The following is a 24062-nucleotide window of genomic DNA, read 5'->3' as shown; positions in this document are numbered from 1 at the left end:
ACCGCTTATAGTGTCGTTCCAAAAGCGAAAACAAAATGGACAAAGGTAAAAGCACCACCAAATAGCAAAGCACGAGTAAAAGCAGAGTTTCATTTGTCTTATAATAACTGCCGATTAAGTCTTTGGTTACATACAACACATCTGCTAGAGCAATCGCGCTGACAACCGAAGTTTCTTTGAGCAAGAAAATTGCATTTGCAGCAATAGAGGGCAAACTCACCATTAGACTTTGCGGCAACACAACAAAGGCGATGAGTTGCCATTCATTAAGCCCTAAACTTCGTGCGGATTCTAATTGAATCTTGCCCACAGATTCCAATCCTGCGCGAAAAGACTCCGCCATATAACTTCCGCCCAAAAACACTACACCGATGAGGGCGCAAGCATATCCGCTTAAGTGGAATCCGATTTGCGTCAATCCATAATATAAGAAAAAAAGTTGAATGAGTAGTGGCGTGTTGCGCGAAAGCTCAATGTAGCCTTGCATTAATGCAGTGAAAAAACGCAATTTATAATATTGCGCCAAAGCAATCAAAAACCCCAAAAGAATAGAAAATAAGATTCCAAAAAAAGATAAATGCAGCGTCAGCCACAAAGCTTTAGCAAAGGTTGGAATCGCATTTTGCATAAAGGTAACATCAAGGTTCAAAAACAACTCGTGCAAATAAAATCCTCATATAAATTTCAATTATTTTAGCAATTTGTCGCGGATTATACAAAAAAGATAATTAATTTTTCGCTTGACTTTAAGTCTGTTTTGATACAATTCTGACTTTCAGTTTGTAAGGAGTAATCTATGACATATCTTTATGTAAAGATTTTTCATATTGTGGCGTTTGTATCGTGGATGGCGATGCTATTTTATCTCCCTAGACTTTATGTCTATCACGCGGAGCATTTAGACAACACCGGCTTTGTAGAAGTCGTCAAGATTCAAGAGGAAAAACTCTTTAACTTTATTGGCTATCCCGCGCTACTTTGCACATTGATTTCTGGGATATGGTTGCTTGTCTTAGAACCCACTTGGCTAAAAGGTGGCTGGATGCACGCGAAGTTCCTTATTATAGCTCTTTTACTTGCTTACCATTATAGCTTGTATCGTTTTTTGGTGGCTTTTAGAGAGAATCGCTGTTTTAAAAGTGGTAAGTTTTTCCGTGCTTACAATGAAGTGCCAACCCTCGCTATTATTTTTATCACGATTTTAGTTATTCTCAAACCTTTTTAAGGCAAAAATATGGAAAACCAAAAACTTTGGGGTGGGAGATTTAGCGCGAGTGCAGCAGAAATTTTAGATGAATTTAACGCCTCTTTGCCCTTTGATAAAAAGCTCTACAAACAAGATATTCTAGGCTCACAAACACACGCTAAAATGTTAGCAAAATGTGGAATCCTCACACAAAGCGAAGCAGAGAAAATCTGTGAGGGCTTGGAGCAAGTCAAAGAGGAAATGGAGCGAGGGGAATTTGAGTTTATCCTTAGCGATGAGGATATTCATATGGCAGTGGAGAAGCGACTGACACAAATCATCGGTGAGGTGGGCAAAAAGCTCCACACTGCGCGCAGTCGTAACGACCAAGTTGCCCTTGATTTTAGGCTTTTTGTGCTAGATTCCAACGACAATTTACGTGCGCTCCTTTTAGAACTCATTGATGCCTTACTAGAAATTGCAAAACAACACACACAAACAATGTTACCGGGTATGACACACTTACAACACGCCCAACCTGTGAATTTTGGCTTTTTGATGTGTGCTTATGTCAGTATGTTTGCAAGAGATTTTGAAAGATTGGAATCCTCTTTTAGACGCAATAATTTTTGTCCTTTAGGTGCAGCAGCTCTTGCTGGCACTCCTTATGCGACAGATAGATTTTTCACTGCACAAACTTTAGGCTTTATTGCACCGACATTAAACGCCACAGATTCCGTGAGCGATAGAGACTTTGCGCTAGATTTTCTCTATGATTGCTCTATGATTGCAATGCACATTTCAAGACTTGCAGAAGAGCTTGTGCTGTGGAGTAGCTATGAATTTAAATTCATCACCCTAAGCGACGCGTATTCCACAGGAAGCTCCATAATGCCACAAAAAAAGAATCCCGATGTTCCAGAGCTTTTGCGCGGCAAAAGCGGACGCGTATATGGTAATCTCCTCTCGCTTTTGGTAGTAATGAAAGGCTTACCGCTTGCTTATAACAAAGACACGCAAGAGGATAAAGAGGGCGTATTTGATAGTTTTGAGACATTAAGCATTGCGTTAAGAATCCTCAAAGACACCTTACAAACAATGACAATCAATACAGATTCTATGCTCAAAGCTTGCAAAAAAGGACATTTAAGCGCAACAGATTTAGCAGACTTTCTCGTGCAGACTTGTGGGATTCCATTTAGAGAGGCGCACCATATCACAGGAAAAGCAGTCGCCTTTGCAGAATCCTTAGGCAAGGACTTAAGCGACTTAAGTGCGGAGGAATTATGCAGTGTGGATAGCGCGATTCCACAAGAGGCGCACAAAAGCCTAGATTTAGAGGCTTCTATGAATAGCAGAAACTCCTATGGTGGCACTTCCACACAGGCAACAAAAACACAGATTGAGAGCTTGGAAGCTTGGTTGCAACTTGCAAAAAAAGCATTACAAGACTCAAAGGAACCCCAAAATGCAAAATAAGCAACAAGAAATCATTGCAATGTTTGACAATATTGCAGGAAGCTATGACTTGGCAAACCGCGTGATGAGCTGCGGAATAGATATTGCTTGGAGACAAAAAGCTTGTCAGCTTGCCTTTAGAAACTTGCCACAAGAATCCCTATCCGCGTTAAATATTGCCGATGTTGCTTGCGGGACGGGAGATATGATAAGCCATTGGCACAAAAATACACTCAAAGAAAATGTGCGAATTCAAAGTATAATAGGACTAGACCCAAGTGAGGGAATGCTGAATGTCGCACGCAAAAAACTTCCCAATGTAGAATTTAAGCAATGTGAAGCAAAAGAACTCCCACTAGAAAACGCAAGTAAGGATATTTTAAGTATTGCCTATGGAATCCGCAATGTCGTAGAAAGAAAACGCGCTTTAGAGGAGTTTGCGCGGGTGATTAAACCAAATGGAATCTTAGTGATTTTAGAATTTACCAAATGTGAGAATCCCACGCTTTTGGAAAAACTTATGGGATTTTATACCAAAAATATCCTACCTTACATAGGTGGAATCGTTTCTAAAAACTATCGCGCTTATCGCTACTTGCCTGATTCCATTGAAGAATTTCTCACCGCAGAAAAGCTGAATAGCGAGCTACAAGAAGTAGGTTTTATGCCTCTTTATACCAAAGCATTTTCTGCAAATGTTTGCACCTTATTTATTGCTAAAAGGCTTTGATTTTATCCTCATAGAGTTTCTTACTGCGTCCTTGCGACTGAATCTTTTACAAAAAGCCACAATAAAATCCTACAACAAGGCAGGATAAAGGATTCTACTACGATTTAGGTGTATATTTAAAGGTTGGTAGCCCCAAATGATAACGAATTGCAACCAAGCGCGCAACAAAGCCAATAGAAAGACAAGCAATAATGATAAGATTCTGATTCATTGCAAAATAATTCGCACTAATCCATTCGCAAACTACATATAAACTGCCTACAAGCAAGGAAATGCTAGCATAAAGCTCTTTTTGGAATACAAGCGGAATCCTCGCACAAAAAATATCCCGCAAGATTCCGCCAAACACTCCCGTGATGACTGCTCCTGTTACCGCCATTGCTCCACTTGGGTGCAAATCTATCCCCACACGCGCGCCAATTACACTAAAGACCGCAAGCCCCATAGCGTCTAATACTAAAAAAGTGCGCTCAAATCTAGCAACAAAATAAGGAATCCTTGTCGTCAAAATTGCCGCAAAACACACGATGAGCAAATATTCGGGGTGAGCCACCCAAGTAAGAGGATAATGCCCAAAAAGCACATCACGAATAGAACCTCCGCCAATCGCGGTTACACAAGCGATAAAAACCACTCCAAACCAATCCATATTATGCCTTCCTGCTGCTAACGCCCCGCTCATTCCCTCTGCAGTAATTCCTACAATATATAAACTCGTCAAAAGCATTTTAACCCCAACATCATTTTATCTCCTTAAGATTCCATATGAAAAGTTGCGCAATTTATTTGTCGGAATCTTTGCTTAATGTTTCTTTGGCAATCTCTTGCAAAGTTCTTTTCAGACATTCCATTTCTTTACTCCACTCTTTCCATAATCCGCGCTTTTCAGCCTTTGCAATGCTTTCTAGCACTTCCAAATCTGCTAACACTGCGGATTCTGTAACATCAAAATACTGCACCACCGCATAACCATCACGCACTAACTCCGCATTAAAGAGATTCCCCCCGCGTTGCAAAAAACACCAACCGCTTTTATAGCCCAAACGATATTGCTGCTCCAAAAAAACCTTATTGCGCGTGTATTGCATCGCAAAATGTCGCATTTCCTTAACCGCTCTTGCACTTACTTCGCAAGTGTCATTTTTGAAGCTTTTGCTTACACCAGCGACACCATAAAGCTGACAATAAAGCATTCCATAGTCCTTGCTATACATACTAAAAAGTGTGGGCGCAAAAATATGCTTCATCAGTGCTTGTCTGCTAATAGGAGGTGTTGCAAAGGCAAAGAGATTTGGACTTGCCAAACACAAGCCCAATAAAAGAACAAAAAGATTTTTAAGCAATTTTTGATTTTGCATTTTAAGATTCTGCCTTTAAAAGAGCATTTTATATTTTGTTTGAAATTGTAGCAAACTTCCACTTTTATCAAATTTTAATCCAAACAAAACTTAAATTCTTGACACATTAAGATAAAACGCGTTAAGATTTCGGGAATTTATGATTTTAAAAGGAAAAATATGCAACAACTCACCCAAGACGACAAAAAAAAATTGCTTGATTCTATCCGCACGATTTCGGATTATCCACAACCTGGAATCTTATTTTACGACATTACAACACTTCTAAACAATCCACAAGTTTTTCATTTTATTATCTCTCATCTTAAGACACATTATGAATCTTTTAAGATTGATTTTATTGCCGCGATTGAAAGTCGTGGCTTTATTTTTGGTGCAACTTTGGCTTACGCACTAGGAGTTGGATTCGTGCCGATTCGCAAAAAAGGCAAATTGCCTTATACAACGATTTCTGAAAAATACTCTTTGGAATATGGATTTAGTGAAATTGAAATCCATATTGATGCGTTTAAAAATTCAAAGAATCCATCCCCCAATGTGCTTTTAATAGATGATTTGATTGCCACAGGTGGCACGGCAGTCGCCGCAGTCAATCTCATTAAACAAGCGGGAGCAAATTGTTTGGAATCTTGCTTTATTTTAAATTTAGAATCCCTAAAAGGCGCAGAAAATTTGCGCAAAATTGTTCCGATTTATACACTTTTGGATTTATAAGAAAATCTTTATTTAAAGATTCTAAAAATATGAAATAAAAATATTTTGGACAAAATGTGTTAAAATTCTTAAAAAGGTTTTAAATTGAATCTCACAATGTTATATAGCAAAATTCATCGAGCAAGCGTGAGCGATGCCAACCTCAATTATGTAGGCTCTATCACCATTGATATTGAACTAATGAGAGCCGCAGGACTTCAAGAGGGACAAAAGGTAGATATTGTCAATATCAACAATGGTGAGCGATTCTCAACCTATGTGATAGAGGGACGAAAGGGAGATATGTGCCTAAATGGTGCAGCAGCACGCAAGGTGCAAATAGGAGATAAAATCATCGTAATGGCGTATGCCACCTATACGCAAGAAGAACTTGCAACTTATACACCAAAAGTTGTGCTAGTAGATGAAAAAAACCAAATCATCGCAATTAAAAAGGAGTTGAAAAATGTTTGACCCGCAGGAGCTTGCCAAAACACTTGGAAACCTACAAGAAAAGCTTAAAGAAGCGCAAGAAGAGAGTAAAAACTTGACTTTCAGTGCCAAAAGTGGTGGGGGATTAGTTCATATCACAGCAAATGGAGAGGGAGAAGTCATTGATATTGGCATTGACGATTCTTTGCTAGAGGACAAGGAATCCCTACAAATTCTGCTGATGAGTGCGTTTAATGACATTTCTAAGAGTGTGGAGCAAAATCGCAAAAATATGGCGATGGGAATGTTGGGTAATTTAGGAGAGTTTCCATTTAAGGGGTTATGATGAATTTAATAAATTTCAAAAAACTTTGTTGGTTAGGATATGGAATCATTGTATTGAATTTGCCACTTGTTGCATACGACTTTGAAGCTTGCAAACAAAAGGCGGTTCTTTCAATGGAGCGCGTAGGCAACACTTATGGAATCGCAATCAAACGACTAGGGGATTTTACAAAAGAATCTGAAATCAGCTTGACGCCCTCCAAAGTAGCCCTTTTTGTTTATTCTCCACACTCCACACCCAAAGGTTATAAAATCCTAAAACACGACCCATTTGTCGGAATGTATTTATTGGAATCTAAAAATGAATTACTCCCCATCTCCTTGCGTTCTATCAATAAAGAAATCCTAGAGGACGAAATGGCAAGCATTCTACCGCAAGAGGGCGTGAGTGGCAAAATTCAAACGCGTATGCAAAGCCCCATTGATTATGCAACGCTCAACACTCCAACCTTTCAAAATAGCCTTATTAGCACGGTTTGCGATCATATCTATGGAATTGGGATTGGTAAAAATCAATTTATTGAAAAAGCCTATTTAGAGCGATTTGTTTATAGTGATTCTGTTTATTATGGAGACATTGGAGTGCGCGTTTTTCAAAATAGTGAGGATAGAGTGGAAGTTAATCTCATTGACCCATTTTTCAGCGCGAATCCCTTTGCGTATGGAGATATTATTATGGCAATTAATGGCGAAGCGATTCCAAATGTTGCACATTTTCATCGTGTAGTCTTTGATTTAAAAGAGGGCGAAAGCGTGCCTGTGCGTATATCACGCAATGGAGTAGTAATGGAGTTGCAGGCGCGTGTGGATAAAAGACGTGGAGGAATGCTCTTAAAAGAAGATTTTTTAGGGCGCGTAGGGATTGAAGTCAATAGCGATTTTGTGGTAACCTCTGTCGCACCTTATGCCAAAAATGGTTTTGAACGTTTAAAAGTAGGCGACAAAGTCTTGCGCGTCAATCAGCAAATTGTTCCAAAAGGCTATGATGCAATTATTCGCTTGCTTGGTAAATTTCCAGACAAAACGCAAAAATGGTTGATTTCGCGAGATGATTTCCAATTTTTTATCAATGTCAATCAAAAAGCACAACCCACAAATACGCAAGATAGCTTAATACAAGGACTTTTAAATGAATCTAATGCCTTTAGTCTTTGATAGATTTGAACATTATGTCAAGAATCAAGCTCCTAAAGTTGCGAGTTTTCACCCCCATTTTGAAGATGCCTTGTGGGAAATGGTTTTAAATGGCGGTAAAAGATTCCGTCCTCAACTGCTCTTAAGCATTGTCGCAAGCTATAAACCCAAAATGCTAGAAAAGGCTTTTGCCCCTGCACTTGCATTAGAGATTCTACATACTTATTCACTTATCCACGATGATTTACCTGCAATGGACGATGCACCCTTGCGCAGAGGTTGCCAAACACTCCACACAAAATACGGCGAAACAAGTGCGATTCTAGCAGGCGATGGGCTAAATACACACGCTTTTTATCTGCTTACAAAAGCAAAACTAAAACCAAAAACAAAGGTTAAATTAATCCAATGTCTAAGCTATAATGGCGGAATCTATGGTATGGTGCTAGGACAGGCACTAGATTGTTATTTTGAACATCAAAAACTTCCGCTAAAACAACTAAGATTCATTCATTTAAACAAAACAGCCAAGCTGATTGCAGCAAGCCTACAAATGGGTGGAATCCTTGCAGATTGCGACAAAAAGACGCGTAAATCTCTTTACAAATTAGGATTAGACTTGGGATTATTTTTTCAAATTCGTGATGACATCATAGATACCACACAAAGCGAACAAGAAGCCGGCAAACCCACACAGCACGATACTGATAAAAATAGCTATGTAAATTTATTGGGATTAGAGGGCGCAAAAAAGGAAGCAAAAAATCTATCGGATTCTATTTTGACACAATTTAAAACGCTCAACCCAAAAGCCAACAAAATTTTGAATGAACTCTTAAGTCATTATTTTATTTTTTAAGAAGCAGTAATGAAACGCATTTTAATCACCAATGACGATGGTTATCAATCTCCGGGACTTTTAGCACTTCAAAGTGCGTTAAGCCCACTTGGACACATTATGATTGTAGCACCCGCAAGTGAAAAATCTGCCTGTGGGCACGGAATGACACTCACCCGCCCTTTGCGTTTTGTGGAGATAGAAGATGATTTCTACAAGCTAGAGGACGGAAGCCCTACGGATTGTGTTTATCTTTCTTTAAATGCGCTTTACCAAGAGGGATTTATGCCGGATTTAATTGTGAGCGGAATCAATATTGGCTCTAATATGGGAGAGGATATCAGCTATTCTGGCACAGCAAGTGCTGCAATGGAGGGCGTTCTGCACGGGATTCCATCTATTGCTATTTCACAAGTCTTGCAAGATAAAAATTATTTTGGATTTGATTTTGAACTCGCAAAACAAAGTATTTACAAAATAGCCAAAAAAATCCTAAATCACACATATCCTCTAGATGCAAGAGAATTTTTAAATATCAATATTCCACAAATTTCTCCTAAAGACTGCAAGGGATTTAAAATTACCGAACTTGGAATCCGAGCCTATGGCAACGATGCGCATGTACATCGAAATCCTCGCGGAGAGGAATATTATTGGCTTGGGCTTCATCCTCTTGCATGGAATGAACGAGAAAACAACGAAACTTCTGACTTTGAAGCGACCAAAAATGGTTATGTTTCTATCACTCCCATTACCCTTGATTTTACCGCAAGGAATCGATTACGCACTTTAGAGGATTGGATTAGCGGAGGATTCAATGAATAAAAGATTTGTAAGAACTTTACCATTATTCAAAGAAGAGGGCTTAGCAAAGCTACAAGATTCCAAAGCCCTTATTCTTGGCGTAGGGGGTGTTGGGGGATTTGCGTTAGATTGCCTTTATCGCACAGGAATCGGTGAAATTTGCATTATAGATTTTGATTGTTTCGAGCCAAGCAATCAAAACCGCCAAATCGGCTCTTTAGGCGGAATCGGGCGCAAAAAAGTAGAAGTTCTTGCTGAAATTTATCAAGGTGTCATTCCCCTTGATGCAAAAATCACACGAGACTTTATTCAACAATTTGACTTTACTGCTTATGACATTGTTTTAGATGCGATTGACGACATTGACGCAAAAATTGCTCTTGCGCTTAAAGTCGCAAATCAGCCCGAATCTCCCACAAAACCTCTTTTGCTCTCTTCTATGGGAAGTGCTAAAAAACTAGACCCCTCACAGATTCAATTTGCGCCAATTTGGAAAAGTTATGGGGACAAATTTGCAAGAAAATTTCGCGAAGGACTGAAAAAGCAAGGTTTTAAAGGCAGTTTTATGGTAGCCTTTAGCCCAGAAGAGCCAAAATGTAAAGAGCTTGGGAGTTTCAGCGGAGTAACAGCAAGTTTTGGGCTACGTTTGGCGAGCGAAGCAATTGCAATGATTTTAAAAAGGAGAAAAGATGAAAATTTTTGAGGACGAAAATTGCGAAGAGTTTGAGGATGAGGAATACGACGGCTACAATTCAGAGTATGAAGATAGCGATAAATTCCTCTATGATGAGGACGATTACGATAGCGGAGAGGAAGATTACGAGGACACAGACTACTAAGGAGTAAAAATGGAATCCAAAATCAAAGTTGCTTTAATCCAACAATCCTATAAAGGTAGCAAATCCTCTACACAGCAAATAAGCACGCAAATGATAAAAGAAGCTGCACAAAATGGAGCGCAACTAGTTTTATTACAGGAACTTCATACGCAAGAATATTTTTGCCAAAGTGAAAATGTAGATTTTTTTGATTATGCGTTGAGTTTTGAAGCGGATTGCGAATATTTCAGTCAAATTGCCAAAAACAATAAAATTGTGCTTGTAACTTCACTTTTTGAACGAAGAAGTGCGGGGCTTTATCACAACACAGCAGTTGTGTTTGAGCGCGATGGAGGCATTGCGGGAAAATATCGCAAAATGCACATTCCAGATGACCCGGGATTCTATGAGAAATTTTATTTTACGCCCGGAGATTTGAATTTTACGCCTATTACCACAAGCTTAGGCAAGCTCGGGGTGCTTATATGCTGGGACCAATGGTATCCTGAAGCCGCACGCATTATGACATTAAAAGGAGCAGAGATTCTCATCTATCCCACTGCAATTGGTTGGTTCAATAGTGATAAAGCTGATGAAAAAGAACGGCAAAGGGAAGCGTGGATGGCAGTGCAACGCGGACATAGTGTCGCAAATGGAATCCCTGTTGCAACGATTAACCGCGTAGGTTTTGAAGCAGACAAAAGCGGAGTAATGGAGGGAATCACTTTTTGGGGTTCTAGTTTTGCCTATGGAGCGCAAGGCGAATTGCTTGCACTTGGAAGCGTAGAAAAAGAAGAAATTTTGTATTTTGAATGGGACAAGCAAAGAAGTGAGGAAGTGCGTAGGATTTGGCCATTTTTGCGTGATAGACGCATTGATTCCTATCAAGAGATTCTCAAAAGATTCTGCGACTAATGCAAAGCGACCAAGACAAATGGAATCTGCGTCATAAAAACAATCCGATTCCGAGTGAGCCTCTTGCTCTGCTGCGTCAATTCATTACCGCAGCCCCACGAGGCAAGGCACTAGACATTGCTTGCGGTATGGGACGCAATTCGCGCTTTATGCGAGATTGTGGGTTTGAGGTAGAAAGCATAGATATTTCTGACTTTGCGATTACTTCTTTGCAAAATGAACGCAATATTTACGCGCATTGCGCAGATTTGGATTCTTTTAAGATTCTGCCACAAAACTATCATATTATTTGCAATAGCTATTTTTTAGAGCGAAGATTGTTTCCTTTGATGTGTGAGGGATTAAAAAAAGGTGGAATCTTAGTCTTTGAAACTTTTGCCAAAAGCGAGATAGAATCGCACAATGCCTTTGCAAGTGATTCTAGCCATTTATTACACAAAAACGAACTTTTACACGCCTTTTTGGATTTAGAGATTCTATTTTATGAAGAAACTTTGATTCCGCGCGCCAAAGATTCCTCATTGGCTTTGGTAGCTAGATTGGTTGGCAGAGCGAACTAACGCATTTATTTGTAGCAAGATTTTGTATTGACATTTGCAACAAGCAAAAACACTACCCACAATAAAATCATTGACCGCCAAAGGCAAGAATCGCTGAACCCCAAGTCAAGCCACCACCAAAAGCGTCCAAAAGCAGTTTTGAACCCTGCTTGATTTTACCGCTTTCGTATAAATCATTGATAGCCATAGGAATGGAAGCAGCGGAAGTGTTGCCATATTTTTGCACAGTGAGGGCGACTTTTTCACTTGAGAATCCCAATGCCTCTCCTACTGCAGAAATAATGCGTAAATTTGCTTGATGTGGGACAAAAAAATCAATCTCGTCTTTGGAGAGATGATTTCTTTGTAGAATCTCTACCACATCTTTTGTCAAAGTTTTTACCGCAATTTTAAAAGTCTCATTGCCTTTCATTTTGATAAATTGCAAACGTTCTCTCAAAATTTCAGCACTTGCAGGATAACGACTGCCACAACCTGGTGTCATCAAAAGCTCTTGATATTGCCCATTTGCAGCACACTGCACATCTAATACGCTAAGGCTTTTATCCTCTGTTGCACGAATAACCGCAGCTCCCGCTCCATCACCAAACAAAACACAAGTGCTACGGTCTTCCATATCTAAAATACTTGAAATCTTTTCCGCACCAATAATCAAGATATTTTTGTAAGTCTGGGATTCTATGAAAGATTTTGCAAGAGAGAGGAGATAGATAAATCCGCTGCAAGCCGCTGCAATATCAAAAGCAGGTTTATTGATGATTCCTAAGTTATTTGCCACTACACACGCTGTTGAGGGCATACAAAAGAAATCAGGAGAGATTGTAGCAACAACCACCGCATCAATCACACTAATATCAATCTGTGCGCGCTCTATTGCGATTCTTGCGGCTTTGGTTGCCAAATCACTTGTTGCTTCATTGTCCTCTGCAAATCGCCTTTCTTTGATGCCTGTGCGTTTCGTAATCCATTCGTCACTCGTCTCAACAATTTTAGATAAGTCCTCATTACTCACGATTCTACTAGGAACATACGCACCAATAGAACTTAAAGACGCATAAATTGGTATTTTTACTGACATTTCTTAAATCTTATATTTCTCTAAAGCACTTAAAATTTTGTCATTGACATTATTTTCAACCGCTAAAATTGCTTGAAAAACTGCATTTTTCATCGCCTTTGCATTACTTTTTCCGTGGCAAATGATGACATTCCCATCTACTCCTAGAAGTGGCGCACCTCCATATTCCGCATAATCAATTTGTTTTTTAAGCTTTTTGAATACATTTTTCATAAACAATGCACCAAAGATTCCAATAGGAGAGGATTTAATATATTTCTTTAACAAAAAAATAATAGAATCCGCCACTCCCTCACTTGTTTTTAGCACAACATTACCGACAAATCCATCACACACAATTACTTCTACATTTGCGTCAAAGATATTGTTTCCCTCAATATTCCCAATGAAGCTTGGATGTTTTTTTAAAAGGTCAAAGGCAGCTTTTGTCATTTCATTGCCCTTGCATTCTTCCTCTCCATTTGCCAACAAACCAATCCGTGCTTTAGGATAGTTAAGAATCGCAGTTGCATACTCGTGTCCCATAATTCCAAACTCAAAGAGATTCTCTGGTTTGCAATCAACATTTGCGCCCGCATCTACTACTAAACTTTTTTGTGCATCTATACGTGGCATAAGCGTGCAAATTGCGGGACGAGAAACACCCTTTAAACGTCCTATCTTTAAAGTTGCAAGACTCATTGTTGCACCGCTATGCCCAGCAGAAACCACTGCGTCTATTTGTTTATTTTTAAGCATTTCAATTGCAAGATAGATAGAGCTTTCTTTGCGCTTGAGTGCAGAAGTTGCACCTTCTTCCATTGTAATAAAATCCGTGCAATGCACAATCTCTACCTTTTGCTTGCATTCTGCAGGAATAAGTGGCGCAATAACCTGCTCATCCCCAACGAGTACAAGTGCAAAATCTCGTTCTTTTAATGCCTGTAAAGCACCTTGCACAAGCGGGGAAGAGCCAAAATCGCCACCCATTGCATCAACGGCAATTCTCATCTGTAAGATTCCAATTAATTATTTTTGTATTTTCCAGTAAATTTATTTACACGATGAGGCATTTTCCATGTTCCGTCTTTATCTTTTACAGGAACTGCTAATGTAATTTTATAATGTGTTCTTCGTTTTGCTGCTCTTGTTTTACTCACGCGTCTTTTTGGTACTGCCATTTTTTACTCCTTAAATTCATTTTCTTTAATATGATAATCACAGCGAATCATCTCTAATTCGCTCTGTAAAATTTCTTCAAAATCAATCTTGCCCTCTTTGCATTCCACAATTTCTTCAAAATGCTCACTATCTAAATGCACAATTGTATCACTTAGATAAAATCCTACAGGCTCTTCTAGTATTTTTTGATATTCTTCTCCACTCAAATCACAGACAAGAGTGATTACCCCGCTTAAGATTCCATTGAGTTTAAGCATATCGGGATAACTTTTATCACAAGATAAAACACCCTCCAACTTGACTTGATTCTCTTCAATGCAAAATCGGACTTTTTCTCCATTCTTGCAACTCTGAAATGCCTTTGTGAAAGCAATTTTATGCATTAACTAGCAAATTTCCTTTGTAGCAAAGAAAAATGCAATTTCTTTTTTAGCATTTTCCAAACTATCACTTCCATGCACTGCATTTGCATCAATACTCTCTGCAAAATCCGCGCGAATGGTGCCGGGTGCTGCTTCTTTTGGATTAGTTGAACCCATTAGTTCGCGGTTTTTTGCTACCGCGTTCAATCCTTCAAGCACCATAACCACAACTGGTCCGCTTACCATAAAATCTACCAACTCGCCAAAAAAGGGACGCTCTTTATGCACTGCATAAAAATCTTTTGCATCGCATCGGCTAAGTCTGATTTTTTTCATTGCTGCGATTCTTAGCCCATTACTTTCAAAGCGATCAACAATTTTTCCAATAACATTTTTTTTCACCGCATCAGGCTTGATAATGGATAATGTTTGCTCCATTGCTACTCCTAAAAGCCCCACTCTTTTGGGGCATATTTTAAAATAAAAGGATATATTATATTCAAAATAACCTGCATTTTTTATTAAATGTCATTTTATTTTGGATTCCATATTTATTCCCACACAAGAAATCCTAAAATCTCCGTGGTGCTTTAATCTTTAAAATCCTTAAATTTCTATAAAATCTTTCCACGCCAAAATTTGCTTTTTTGTCTATTTTATAAGACAACACTTGGAGATATTGTAATATCTCTTGTTTTGAAATTCCGCTTTTAAGTGCAGCTTTTGTTAGCAAAAAATGTGGAATCTTAATATGCTTTTTATAAAAAGAATGGATTAATTTTTTATAAAAAGAATGATTCTTTTTGACGCACAATCTCCCAAAAACAAAAGGTAAATGTTCCTTTTTTACCCAAAACTTGCCCAAATCCACATAATCTTTTTGATGGTTACTTTTCTGCTTCAAAACCTCTACAAGTGCTCTATCTCCTATTAATACACGTCCCTTTAAACCAAGAACTTTTAAAAGCGCATTAGAGGTCGCAGATTGATAATCTTCTCCCTTTTCCTTTGGCAAGCAAATTACACTTAAAACTTCCTTGCGTGCTACGATTCCAACTTGCGAAGCCCAAAAACGCTCTCTCCTTGCCCTAAGTGCCGTGATAGATGAAACAAATCCCGCATCAATGCGCCCAAACAAAAATTCACGATTCAACTTTGCAGGATAAGATTTTTTTTTGTTATAAAATAATTGAAAATGCGATGGCTTAGGATATGCCCGCACAAAAGTTTCAAAAGGCAAAAGATTAAGGTAATCAATTTTTCCAAAGCGCATAAAATCTCCTAAAAGTTTCTGATTATTTTACCATTTATTCACAATTTTATGTTATTTTTGAAACTTTAATTAAGTAATGTGTTACTAAAAATACGATACAATAAAAAATTATTTACAAAAAATACCTTAGAAATAGAGGAAGTTTTCAATGAATCCTTTACTTTTAGAGACTATTAATGATCTCCCACCGCTCCCTAAAACAGTGATGGAACTACAAGAATATGTTGATTCTAGCGGAGCAGATTTGGAGATTAGTAAAGTTGTTGCTATCATTTCTAAAGACCCCTTATTAATTGGTGAGCTTTTGCGTCTTGCAAACTCTCCATTTTATGGATTTTCTCATCAAGTTTCTACAATTCAACAAGTTGTCTCGTTGCTCGGAATTAGCAATATCAAAAATGTTGTTTTGGCGAACTCTATTCGGTCTAATTTTTCTATTGATGTTTCTCCTTATGGATTAGATACAGGAGTATTTTTAGCTAATTGTTCTAATGAAGTGGATTTCATCTCTACTTGGCTTCAAGAAGAAGACAAAGCACTTTCCAATGAGCTTGTGCCATGCGCTATGCTTTTGCGTTTAGGAATGATTTTGCTTGCAAATATGCTCCTAAAGTCAGGCAAAGCGAAGGAATTTTTAACCGAAAATCAAACAAATAATTTTCAAAATGTATCCGAACTAGAGAATCAATATTGCGGTATTGATCATGTGGCATTTCTAGGATTCTTATTTGACCATTGGAAGTTTGATGAAAGACTAATCCAAAGCATTACCCATATTGAAAACCCACACGCTTCTTCTAGCGAAATCAAAAAGAATGCCTACGCACTAGCAGTTACAAATTGTCTTTTCGAACCCTACAATCCCTTAAGCTCTTTTAATTCTAAAAAAGCCATTGCGCTTGTCAATGAAGCCACCAATCAAGGAGTGGATTTTAATATGGGAAATTTTCTAACCAAACTTCCACAAGCTGCTAAAGACAACTTGATGAAAGATGATTAGCATAGCACAATTGCGAGATTTTTTGCAGAATGTCGCAATTGTTGAATTCTTGTCCTTATTTATAATTGGAAATTAAATAAGTTCTTTTATTGCTCTTGCTCTTAATATGTTTGCTTTCAGTTTCTCGCGTCTGCTAAGACAAAAGCATTTAAAACTTTTCCACCATTAGATTCCAAACATTCTTTTGCCTCCATTAGCGTTAAGCCTGTTGTAACAATATCATCAACCAATACGATTTCTTTGCCCCTTACCTTGCGTTTAAGGCAAAAATTGCGCGGATTTGCTTGACGAAATTTCAAACTTTTTCCTGCATAAGATACAGGGTTTTTGGCGTATAATGTCTGATAGAGTGGCGTCAATCCCACCTGTTTTAAATGATACAACAAAATTGCATTATGTGCGTAGCCTTGTGTGCTGATTTTATCATCAATTCCCACAGCATAAGCGTTAAGCGGAATCTCTAGAGTATTTTTCAAATATTGACTTGCTTTTTTTGCCAAGATTCCATAGACTTTACTACCAATCACTTGATATTTAGCGTGTAGCAGATACTCAATCTCGCCAAAAGCAAAGAAACTATAAATTTTAAAGCCCTTTATTTCTCTATATCGCGGAGTAATATGGATTGCATTAAAGCAGTTTTTGCAGAAAGTATAAAATGTCCAATTTCCACAGAGCAGACAGCGCATTAGCTCTTTATAAAATCCACAATTTTTGCAGTAATTTCTGCCCGTGATAAATCCGCTTGCAACAAAAGCGATTCTATTTCAAGCTTCAAAATTACCTCTTTCAAGGCTTCTTGAAGTTCAAGCAAATAAGAGATTCCACGCTTTTCTATCTTATCCCAACTTTTTGCGCTCAATCTCTCCTCTAAAACCTCTTGCGTCAATTCCAATAACACAACTTTATTAGGCACAATTCCGCCCGTGGCAAAAAAATTCAAAGTGCGCAGAATCTCAAAATCAAAGTCTTTCGCATAAGCAATTCCAGAAATCAAACTTCTATCACTAATGATGAGTTTATCTGCATTTGGTTTTAAGATTCTCTCACTATGCTCTGCTCTATCAGCCAAAAACAACAGCATTTCTGTCTTTGATGTGCAATGCAAATCGTGTTCAAGTAAAGTAGAACGAATCTCTCTGCCAATCTCTGTCGCGCCGGGCTCAAAAGTGAAAAGGGCTTCTTTAAAAATCTCTTTTAGAGCTGCAATTTGTGTGCTTTTTCCACTCGTGTCAATTCCCTCTATCGCACAATACATCTTAATCCTTTAAGAGGGAATCTTTCGTTTTGGATTCCGCATTCCAATCCACAAAATGAGGCAAACTTGCAATATGCACCTTAACAGAATTTGGCACAAGATGCGCAATTTCCCCTCCGTGTAAAAGAATAGAACGCACCACCGTGGAGCTAATAAAGGCATTTTGGAGCGAGGGCATAAGGTAAATTGTTTCCAATTCACGATTCAAAGACGCATTGGCATATCCCATTTGCAATTCATATTCAAAATCACTTACCGCCCTAAGCCCACGCACAAGGATATTTGCATTATTTTCTTTTGCAAAATCCGCGATGAGATTCCTAAAAGGTTGCACACACACATTGCAAGAAATATTTTTGGAATCCTTAATCGCCAAATTCACCATTTTGACGCGTTCTTCAAGAGAAAATAAAGGGTGTTTGCTATCTGATTTTGCAACAGCAATAATCAACCCATCAAAGAGCTTGCACGCGCGCTCAATCACATCTAAATGCCCTTTTGTAATCGGGTCAAAAGTGCCAGGATACACTGCGATTTTTGACATTAGCCAAAGCTCCACGCAAGGGTTTTTCCTGCATAAAGCGGGACGATTCCCTCTATGACTTGCGGAATTGTCATTGGTTTTTTAATCAACTTTACTTGCTTGTCAGTTGCGCGGATTCCATAAATTTTTTGTGCATTACCGCTTATGAAGTTTTCTAAATTTTCTAGACTTTTATGTGTCTCAAAAAGCGTCGCGAGTGCCGGGAGCAAAATTGGTGCAGTAAAGATTCCTGCCGCACCTTTGGCATTTTCTTTGTTACTTTGCAAATGGGGAGCAGAATCGCTACCAAAAGAAAACTTCTTATGCGCACTTAAGGCAATCTGCAACAAAGCATCTTTGTCCTTTGGTGTCTTTAAAATAGGCTTACAAAAACAATGAGGATTCAATGCTCCTCCAATAACATCTTCTAAGCTCAAACTAATATGGTGTAAAGTCAGTGTAGCATAGAGATTGTCATATTTTTCTACCACAGCAATAGAACGTCTATCACTCAAGTGCTCAAAAATAATTTTTAGGCGCGGAAAAGTCTCCGCAAGTTCTGCAAACACCGCGTGGAATTCCGCTTCTCGCTCTAAAACAAAGCCATTACTCTCTCCGTGAATACTCAAAATTAGCCCAAGCTCTTGCGCAATCTCTAAAATCTCTAAAATTTTCGTATTAAGAATTTCGCTTACACCATTCTCGCTTCCTGTTGTCGCCCCTTTTGGATAGAGTTTAATAAAGAGAATATCCTTTTCTTTTGCCTTTTGAAGCTCTTTTTTGTCTAATTTTTCTGTGAGATATAAAGACATCATTGGATTGAAATTTTCATCTCCGCAAGCCTTTAAAATTCTCTTTTGATAGGCAAGCGCGTCCTCTACATTTAGAATCGGTGGATTGAGATTTGGCATTACAAGCGCACCACTGAAGCTTTGTGCAGTAAATTTCGCGACACTTTCAAGAATCTCTCCGTCCCTTAAATGCAAGTGCATATCAAAGGGAGATTGCAAGACGATTTGCTCCATTATTGCTCCTCTTTTTTGAAATTGTCTAGTAGTGCTAAAAGTGCTCTTTGATACATTGCAACTGCTTCCTTGCTCTTGGCTTCAAAACGCGTTACAAGCACAGGTGTGGTATTGCTTGCCCGCACAAGCCCCCAACCTTCTTCAAAAATCACACGCACTCCATCAATTGAAATAATCTTAACGATTTTAGGGAAATTTGCAGGGAGTTTGGAAACATCGTTTAAAATCTCTTTTAATCGTTCTACTTGCGCAAATTTTTCTTCTTCACTCGTTTGAATTTTGATTTCATCAGTAGAATAGAGTTTAGGCAAAGATTCTAGGACTTTATCAAACTCTAAGCCCTTTGTTTTCAGCAATTCTATAACACGTAAAGCTGCATAAGTTGCGTCATCATACCCAAAATATCTATCGTTAAAGAAAATATGCCCACTGACTTCAAATGCCATATGCGCACCACTCTCTTTTAATTTAACTTTCAAATTGCTATGCCCTGTTTTATACATTATACTCTGTCCGATTCTATCAATGCTTTCATACATATTTAATGAGCATTTCACTTCACCAATTATAATAGGGTGTGGAATCGTTTGTGCAAAAATAATCGCAAGCTCATCGCCTTTATAGACTTTTCCTCCCTCTCGTGTATGTTTAATCACCGCCAATCTATCCCCATCGCCATCAAAGGCAAACCCGATTCCACCTCTTGCTGCCACTTCTGTTTTGAGGTCTTGCAAGTTCTTTTCTTCACTAGGGTCTGGGTGGTGGTGAGGAAAGTTCCCATCAGGCTCCAAAAATAATCCTTTAAAGCGAATATCCAAACGTTCCAAAATGCGTGCGATTCCAACCCCTGCGATTCCATTCCCACAATCCATAGAAATAGGTAAATCAAACCCTTTTAAATGCGCAAACTCATTTGCCAAATAATCCACATACAAATCTAAGACATTCAGCTTTTGAGGAATTGTATTTTTTGGAATCTTTTTGGCAACCTCCTCAAACTCAAGTGTGTAAAAGTCTTTTTCTAACGCATAAATTGCATCACCAAAAAATGGTTCTTTGCAAAGAGTAATTTTAAACCCATTGTATTTAGGAGGATTATGCGAACCTGTAATCATCACACTTCCTTCAAGTTGCAAAGTCTGCGATTGTACTTCAAACTCACTATACAAGGCAAAATATCCCACAGGAGTTGGAATCCTCCCTAGATTATACGCACAAGCTCCGCTTGCAAAAACACCCTGACAAAACCAATCAAAGATGATTTCTGAATGCACACGCGCATCATAACCCACACCCAAATTTCTGCCTCCCCTTTTTTGCAATTCTAGCCCCAAAAGATAACCAATGCGCGTAACATTTTCTCGTGTTAAATCTTCATTGTAGATTCCGCGAATATCGTATTCTCTAAAAATCGTTAATTTTTGCATTATTCCCTCTCCTGTAAATTTTCCAAAACTTCCATTCCCTTGATATAAAGCGCAAATGCCTCTCTAACATATAAAATTAAATTTTGCGCTAAAAATTCCTCTGTTTTGGGGATTTTAAACACAGCAAAATCAGCAAAATTTCCGACTTTTAATTCTCCAAGCTTCCAATCGGTATTCAAAAATGCGTTGCGCGTTACACTAAGCAATAATTCCCTCGCAAGATACTCTAAAGGCATATCACTATATGCAAACAAGGCGATTTTTAACTCATCTAACAAAGAAAGAGAATTATTGGAGCTTTTGCCATCTGTCCCCAAACAAAACGGAATCCCACATTCTTGCAATGCGTTAAGATTCAAGAGCTTGGAGTTTAACAAGCGATTAGATTTAGGGCAAGTAATGATTTTGCCTTTCATTGTGGTAATTTCCCTTAAGATTTGAGAATCCGCTTCCAAACAATGCACAAAATAAATATTTTTTGTATCCTTAAAAAACTCCAAAAAACCTTGCACATCATAAAAAGATTTAGGATTGCTCCCAAAAAATTTTTGATAAAACTTTTGGAAATACCCGCTACTAGTTTCTAGCCATTCTTTCTCCGCTTGAGATTCCAAAAAATGCACGCTTAGAGGCAAATTTTCCTTTTGTGCAACCTGAAGTGTTTTTTCAAGCAGTTTTGAATGGACAGAATAGGGAGAATGAATTGCAACCGCTGGGATAAAACGCTCATTTTGCACAGATTTAGAATCCTGCAAACGCGCAAGAAAATTCTGAAACAAAATGTCCAAAACTTCTATTTTTGAACCAATAACTTCATTAAAATAAAGCACACGCAAAGGAGAATCTGCCAAAACTTCCAAATCATATCCATAACTTGAAACTGCCCCTACAAACCCCACACCACTTCGCAAGCATTCTGTAATTCCTTGTTGCATTGCAGTTTTTAAATTAACACCCATTAATTTTTCTTGCATTAAAGTTTCACGATTCACAATCACGCTATCTAGCCATTTTCCAAAATCTCCAAAATGCAAGATTCCTTCATTTTGACTAAACTCCAAATGTAAATGTAAATTTGCTAATGCTGGCGTGATAGCGCAGGATTCATAATATTGACTTGGAATATCGGGGTATTGTTGGCATAAGGAAGTATAGGAATCTATGGCGATAATTTCATCGGATTCAAAGCAAACCCCACCTCTTTTGAGGACGCGAAATTCTGCATCACAAAGCACTACAAAATCCGCGCCAATAATTTGCATTATGGATTCGTTCCCATTGATTGATTTAGGTTAATATCTAGTTTGTTGTATGGAATCTCAATACCCTCTGCATCAAAACGCAATTTAACCTTTTGCTGCATTGCAATATTTGCTGTGAAATAGTTCTCACTCCTTACCCAAAAACGCACAATCAAATCTACACTACTTGCATTTAAAGCATTCACACCTATAACAGGTGCGGGCTCTTTCAAAACAATTTCTTCTTGCTCTAAAATCTCTTCTAAGATTTGCTTCGCCTTTTGCAAATCGCTTGCATAACCTACGCCAAAAATCAAATCCATACGACGCGTTGCATTTGCATTCACATTGATAATAGGCGCACTGACAATACTAGAATTTGGTAAAACCACCACTTGATTATCTGGAGTGGTGAGCTTAGTTTGAAACAAATTAATAGAATCTACTTTACCCGTAATAGAGCCAACAGAAATCGTATCTCCTTTGTTGAAATGACGCAAAACCACGAGTAAGATTCCACTTGCAAGATTGGATAAAGAATCTTTCAAAGAAAGAGCAATTGCCAAACCTGCAGTTCCTAAAACTGCAATAATAGAGGTTGTTTTCACACCCAAATTTGAAAGCGCAGTGATAAAGGTCAAAATCAAAACTGCGACAAAAACAACATTTTTTAGAAATTCTCCTAATGTTTCATCTTTTGTTGCTTTAATCACAGCTTTTGAAATATATTTTGACAGAATCCTAGAGAGATAATATCCAATAACCAAAATAAACAATGCACTAATAAAATTAGGCAAAAAGCCAAAAAACCAATTTTCAAATCTCTCATAAACTAAAAATAATTTTGCTTCCATACAACTCCTTTCAAGAATGCGTGTAAAATCCTAAGCACTGCTTTCCCTCAACAAACATTTCTTTCACAACGCCATAAAAAATCCAATCATTATAAGGCGAATCGGGATTATCCATTACACAAGTTTCTTTTGGATCTATCAAAATCAAATCCGCATCGTAACCTTCCGCAATCAATCCTTTTTCGCTAAAACCTAACGCACGAGCTGGATTCAAGCTTAAAATCTTGCTTAACTCGCTTAAGTTCATACGCTCATTTTTAACAAATAATGTATAACACATCGGCACAAAACATTCAATCATATCTATACCAAAGGCAGCTTCTTCAAAGGCAAGGTCTTTTTGCGCTTGAGACTTCGCAGATTGCAAAGAAGTAATCAACTCAATCTCTCCTCTTTTGACTCTTTTTAGCAATTTTGTGCGCGTAGATTCGGACTTCAAAGGTGGCTTGATTTTTGCTGCGGTGTTATAATGATTGCATAGATTCTCTGTTAGCATTAGATGGTGAATGGAGGTTTGCAAAAAAAGGTGTGGGGTCTTGGTTTTGGAAATAGATTTGAGATGAATATTTTTGACTTCCTCAATAATTTCTACACTGCGCTCTGTTGCGAGAGCCAAAAAAACTGCTTTTACACCCATAAATCTTGCAACCTCACTCATTTGCGCAACCTCTTTTGTTTCACTTAAGGTTGGAATGGCGGGCAATCCAAGTCTTGAGGAAAGCTCTCCGTCATTCATCACTCCATTTGCGCTTAGCGATTCGTCCTCACAAGAAAAAAACATCGGCACATCAAACATTAGTGCAAATTCGCAAGCACGTCTTAGCAGATTGCCATCAATGTTGGATTTTGCAAAGATACCTTTCGCTCCTTTCTTATGCAGAATCGCAAGTTCATTTAAAGACTTTGGATTTTCTACATTCACGGCGTCTGAAATGCCCAAAATTTGCGCCTTAAACTCATCTTTCAATGCGTGGAGTAGCTCCAATCCCAATTCACTACTTGAAGTCGGCTTACAATCTGGAATCAAGACTGCTTGAGAAATTCCACCAAGTGCGGCTTTGCAGGAAAGTTTCAAAAGATTTTCTTTGCTTAAAATTGAATTGCTTACGCGTGTATTTAAATCAATCGCGCCCGGAAGCAAAATAAGATTATCTGCTCCCAAAACCTCCTCGCCACTCTTTGGCATAATGCTTCGCTCTACTGCGACAATCTTGCCTTTTTCTATTCGGACATCGCCTCTTTGTTCGCCATTTGCATCACAAACCATCGCACCTTTGATTATCATCACGCGCCCTTTTAAAATTAATTTGGCAATTATGGCAAATTTAAGCTAAAAAATAATTTTAAGATTGCAAATTTGCTAAACCTTGTAAGGAATAAAATGACAAGACAATTTCTTATAATGTTTCCATTGTGCCATTGCGAGAAGTTGCATTATATAACTTCGTAGCAATCCATAAACCAAATCTCACAAGGACAATCAACTACTTTTATTTATCCATCTCCTCACACATTCTCTCAAACTCTTGATAATATTTCCAAGATTCTACAATGTCGGGACGCATTTGTTTGATATGGCTCAATTCTTT

32 protein-coding genes are annotated in these 24062 nt (G+C 38.2%); 14 read left to right on the top strand and 18 right to left on the bottom strand.

Features of this window, described 5'->3' with window-relative positions:
* A partial coding sequence (locus Q1553_RS04455; protein ID WP_300842775.1) for an amino acid ABC transporter permease occupies nt 1–664 on the bottom strand: 664 nt, incomplete at its 3' end.
* A gap of 132 nt (nt 665–796) precedes the next feature.
* On the opposite strand from Q1553_RS04455, the gene hemJ reads away from it, so the two are divergent.
* From hemJ to ubiE, 3 genes are read left to right on the top strand one after another with little or no spacing between them, the layout of a single operon-like run.
* Nucleotides 797–1225 (top strand): protoporphyrinogen oxidase HemJ, encoded by a 429-nt coding sequence (gene hemJ / locus Q1553_RS04450; RefSeq protein WP_115551203.1) that lies wholly within the window; start codon nt 797–799, stop codon nt 1223–1225.
* Between the two features lie 9 nt (nt 1226–1234).
* Entirely contained in the window at nt 1235–2665 is a 1431-nt protein-coding gene (argH, locus tag Q1553_RS04445) for an argininosuccinate lyase (protein WP_298496292.1), read from the top strand.
* On the top strand, nt 2655–3374 hold the full coding sequence (gene ubiE, locus Q1553_RS04440) for a bifunctional demethylmenaquinone methyltransferase/2-methoxy-6-polyprenyl-1,4-benzoquinol methylase UbiE (RefSeq protein ID WP_297571435.1): 720 nt from the start codon (nt 2655–2657) through the stop codon (nt 3372–3374). The genes argH and ubiE overlap by 11 nt, the downstream gene beginning before the upstream one ends.
* Nucleotides 3375–3471: 97 nt before the next feature.
* Here ubiE and Q1553_RS04435 read toward each other — a convergent pair whose 3' ends face one another.
* The gene (locus Q1553_RS04435) at nt 3472–4101 is read right to left on the bottom strand and encodes a trimeric intracellular cation channel family protein (RefSeq protein ID WP_297571436.1); all 630 of its coding nucleotides are present in this window, start codon (nt 4099–4101) and stop codon (nt 3472–3474) included.
* 55 nt (nt 4102–4156) lie between these two features.
* On the bottom strand, nt 4157–4732 hold the full coding sequence (locus tag Q1553_RS04430; RefSeq protein WP_115551207.1) for a thermonuclease family protein: 576 nt from the start codon (nt 4730–4732) through the stop codon (nt 4157–4159).
* Between the two features lie 159 nt (nt 4733–4891).
* Between Q1553_RS04430 and apt the strand changes: the two genes are divergently transcribed.
* The 10 genes from apt (at nt 4892) to Q1553_RS04380 (ending at nt 11271) form a co-directional block, all read left to right on the top strand.
* A complete protein-coding gene (gene apt / locus Q1553_RS04425) occupies nt 4892–5446 on the top strand; it encodes an adenine phosphoribosyltransferase (protein WP_115551208.1) in 555 nt (184 codons plus the stop codon).
* A gap of 84 nt (nt 5447–5530) precedes the next feature.
* The gene (gene panD / locus Q1553_RS04420; protein ID WP_297600707.1) at nt 5531–5899 is read left to right on the top strand and encodes an aspartate 1-decarboxylase; all 369 of its coding nucleotides are present in this window, start codon (nt 5531–5533) and stop codon (nt 5897–5899) included.
* Nucleotides 5892–6203, top strand: coding sequence for a YbaB/EbfC family nucleoid-associated protein (locus Q1553_RS04415; RefSeq protein WP_115551210.1), 312 nt, complete (start codon nt 5892–5894; stop codon nt 6201–6203). The genes panD and Q1553_RS04415 overlap by 8 nt, the downstream gene beginning before the upstream one ends.
* Nucleotides 6203–7357: a PDZ domain-containing protein gene (locus tag Q1553_RS04410; RefSeq protein WP_298496283.1), complete on the top strand. Its 1155-nt coding sequence runs from the start codon at nt 6203–6205 to the stop codon at nt 7355–7357. Before Q1553_RS04415 ends, Q1553_RS04410 begins: the two co-directional genes overlap by 1 nt.
* Nucleotides 7332–8195: a polyprenyl synthetase family protein gene (locus tag Q1553_RS04405; protein WP_297578153.1), complete on the top strand. Its 864-nt coding sequence runs from the start codon at nt 7332–7334 to the stop codon at nt 8193–8195. The genes Q1553_RS04410 and Q1553_RS04405 overlap by 26 nt, the downstream gene beginning before the upstream one ends.
* Nucleotides 8196–8204: 9 nt before the next feature.
* Nucleotides 8205–8999 (top strand): 5'/3'-nucleotidase SurE, encoded by a 795-nt coding sequence (gene surE, locus Q1553_RS04400; RefSeq protein ID WP_297578155.1) that lies wholly within the window; start codon nt 8205–8207, stop codon nt 8997–8999.
* Nucleotides 8992–9681, top strand: coding sequence for a tRNA threonylcarbamoyladenosine dehydratase (locus Q1553_RS04395; protein WP_115551214.1), 690 nt, complete (start codon nt 8992–8994; stop codon nt 9679–9681). The genes surE and Q1553_RS04395 overlap by 8 nt, the downstream gene beginning before the upstream one ends.
* Complete coding sequence (locus Q1553_RS04390) at nt 9668–9817, top strand: hypothetical protein (RefSeq protein WP_181881603.1); 150 nt, start codon at nt 9668–9670, stop codon at nt 9815–9817. Before Q1553_RS04395 ends, Q1553_RS04390 begins: the two co-directional genes overlap by 14 nt.
* A gap of 9 nt (nt 9818–9826) precedes the next feature.
* Entirely contained in the window at nt 9827–10711 is an 885-nt protein-coding gene (locus tag Q1553_RS04385; protein ID WP_115551215.1) for a carbon-nitrogen hydrolase, read from the top strand.
* Complete coding sequence (locus Q1553_RS04380; protein ID WP_115551216.1) at nt 10711–11271, top strand: methyltransferase domain-containing protein; 561 nt, start codon at nt 10711–10713, stop codon at nt 11269–11271. The genes Q1553_RS04385 and Q1553_RS04380 overlap by 1 nt, the downstream gene beginning before the upstream one ends.
* A gap of 67 nt (nt 11272–11338) precedes the next feature.
* Here the strand turns inward: Q1553_RS04380 and Q1553_RS04375 are convergent, their stop codons facing one another.
* The 6 genes from Q1553_RS04375 to Q1553_RS04350 all read right to left on the bottom strand — a co-directional run bounded on the left by Q1553_RS04375 (nt 11339) and on the right by Q1553_RS04350 (nt 15145).
* Nucleotides 11339–12349, bottom strand: a complete 1011-nt coding sequence (locus tag Q1553_RS04375) for a beta-ketoacyl-ACP synthase III (RefSeq protein ID WP_115551217.1) — start codon at nt 12347–12349, stop codon at nt 11339–11341.
* A 3-nt stretch (nt 12350–12352) separates the two neighbouring features.
* Nucleotides 12353–13339, bottom strand: coding sequence for a phosphate acyltransferase PlsX (plsX, locus tag Q1553_RS04370; RefSeq protein WP_115551218.1), 987 nt, complete (start codon nt 13337–13339; stop codon nt 12353–12355).
* A gap of 14 nt (nt 13340–13353) precedes the next feature.
* A complete protein-coding gene (rpmF, locus tag Q1553_RS04365; protein ID WP_115551219.1) occupies nt 13354–13509 on the bottom strand; it encodes a 50S ribosomal protein L32 in 156 nt (51 codons plus the stop codon).
* 3 nt (nt 13510–13512) lie between these two features.
* Nucleotides 13513–13893 carry a hypothetical protein gene (locus Q1553_RS04360; protein WP_115551220.1) on the bottom strand — a complete coding sequence of 127 codons (381 nt, stop codon included), beginning with the start codon at nt 13891–13893 and terminating at the stop codon, nt 13513–13515.
* A gap of 3 nt (nt 13894–13896) precedes the next feature.
* A complete protein-coding gene (gene ndk / locus Q1553_RS04355; protein ID WP_115551221.1) occupies nt 13897–14310 on the bottom strand; it encodes a nucleoside-diphosphate kinase in 414 nt (137 codons plus the stop codon).
* A gap of 133 nt (nt 14311–14443) precedes the next feature.
* Entirely contained in the window at nt 14444–15145 is a 702-nt protein-coding gene (locus Q1553_RS04350) for an MqnA/MqnD/SBP family protein (RefSeq protein WP_115551222.1), read from the bottom strand.
* A 148-nt stretch (nt 15146–15293) separates the two neighbouring features.
* Between Q1553_RS04350 and Q1553_RS04345 the strand changes: the two genes are divergently transcribed.
* The gene (locus Q1553_RS04345; protein ID WP_115551223.1) at nt 15294–16145 is read left to right on the top strand and encodes an HDOD domain-containing protein; all 852 of its coding nucleotides are present in this window, start codon (nt 15294–15296) and stop codon (nt 16143–16145) included.
* A gap of 116 nt (nt 16146–16261) precedes the next feature.
* Here Q1553_RS04345 and Q1553_RS04340 read toward each other — a convergent pair whose 3' ends face one another.
* From Q1553_RS04340 to Q1553_RS04300, 9 genes are all read right to left on the bottom strand, one after another.
* A complete protein-coding gene (locus tag Q1553_RS04340; RefSeq protein WP_115551224.1) occupies nt 16262–16834 on the bottom strand; it encodes a phosphoribosyltransferase family protein in 573 nt (190 codons plus the stop codon).
* Entirely contained in the window at nt 16834–17403 is a 570-nt protein-coding gene (gene tmk / locus Q1553_RS04335; protein WP_115551225.1) for a dTMP kinase, read from the bottom strand. The genes Q1553_RS04340 and tmk overlap by 1 nt, the downstream gene beginning before the upstream one ends.
* A gap of 1 nt (nt 17404) precedes the next feature.
* A complete protein-coding gene (coaD, locus tag Q1553_RS04330) occupies nt 17405–17947 on the bottom strand; it encodes a pantetheine-phosphate adenylyltransferase (protein ID WP_297578164.1) in 543 nt (180 codons plus the stop codon).
* Complete coding sequence (gene pyrC / locus Q1553_RS04325) at nt 17947–18951, bottom strand: dihydroorotase (protein ID WP_115551227.1); 1005 nt, start codon at nt 18949–18951, stop codon at nt 17947–17949. The genes coaD and pyrC overlap by 1 nt, the downstream gene beginning before the upstream one ends.
* Complete coding sequence (locus Q1553_RS04320) at nt 18951–20378, bottom strand: phosphomannomutase/phosphoglucomutase (protein ID WP_115551228.1); 1428 nt, start codon at nt 20376–20378, stop codon at nt 18951–18953. Before Q1553_RS04320 ends, pyrC begins: the two co-directional genes overlap by 1 nt.
* Nucleotides 20378–21640, bottom strand: coding sequence for an aminofutalosine deaminase family hydrolase (locus Q1553_RS04315; protein ID WP_115551229.1), 1263 nt, complete (start codon nt 21638–21640; stop codon nt 20378–20380). The genes Q1553_RS04320 and Q1553_RS04315 overlap by 1 nt, the downstream gene beginning before the upstream one ends.
* Nucleotides 21640–22473 carry a mechanosensitive ion channel domain-containing protein gene (locus Q1553_RS04310; RefSeq protein WP_115551230.1) on the bottom strand — a complete coding sequence of 278 codons (834 nt, stop codon included), beginning with the start codon at nt 22471–22473 and terminating at the stop codon, nt 21640–21642. Before Q1553_RS04310 ends, Q1553_RS04315 begins: the two co-directional genes overlap by 1 nt.
* 10 nt (nt 22474–22483) lie before the next feature.
* Nucleotides 22484–23758, bottom strand: coding sequence for an amidohydrolase family protein (locus Q1553_RS04305; RefSeq protein ID WP_115551231.1), 1275 nt, complete (start codon nt 23756–23758; stop codon nt 22484–22486).
* 205 nt (nt 23759–23963) lie between these two features.
* The coding region (locus Q1553_RS04300; RefSeq protein WP_300842776.1) for a DUF2972 domain-containing protein at nt 23964–24062 on the bottom strand (99 nt) is incomplete at its 5' end.

This window comes from Helicobacter sp. UBA3407 (genome assembly GCF_949747025.1).
GTDB lineage: Bacteria > Campylobacterota > Campylobacteria > Campylobacterales > Helicobacteraceae > Helicobacter_D > Helicobacter_D ganmani.
This window is presented reverse-complemented; position numbering and strand designations above follow the sequence as displayed.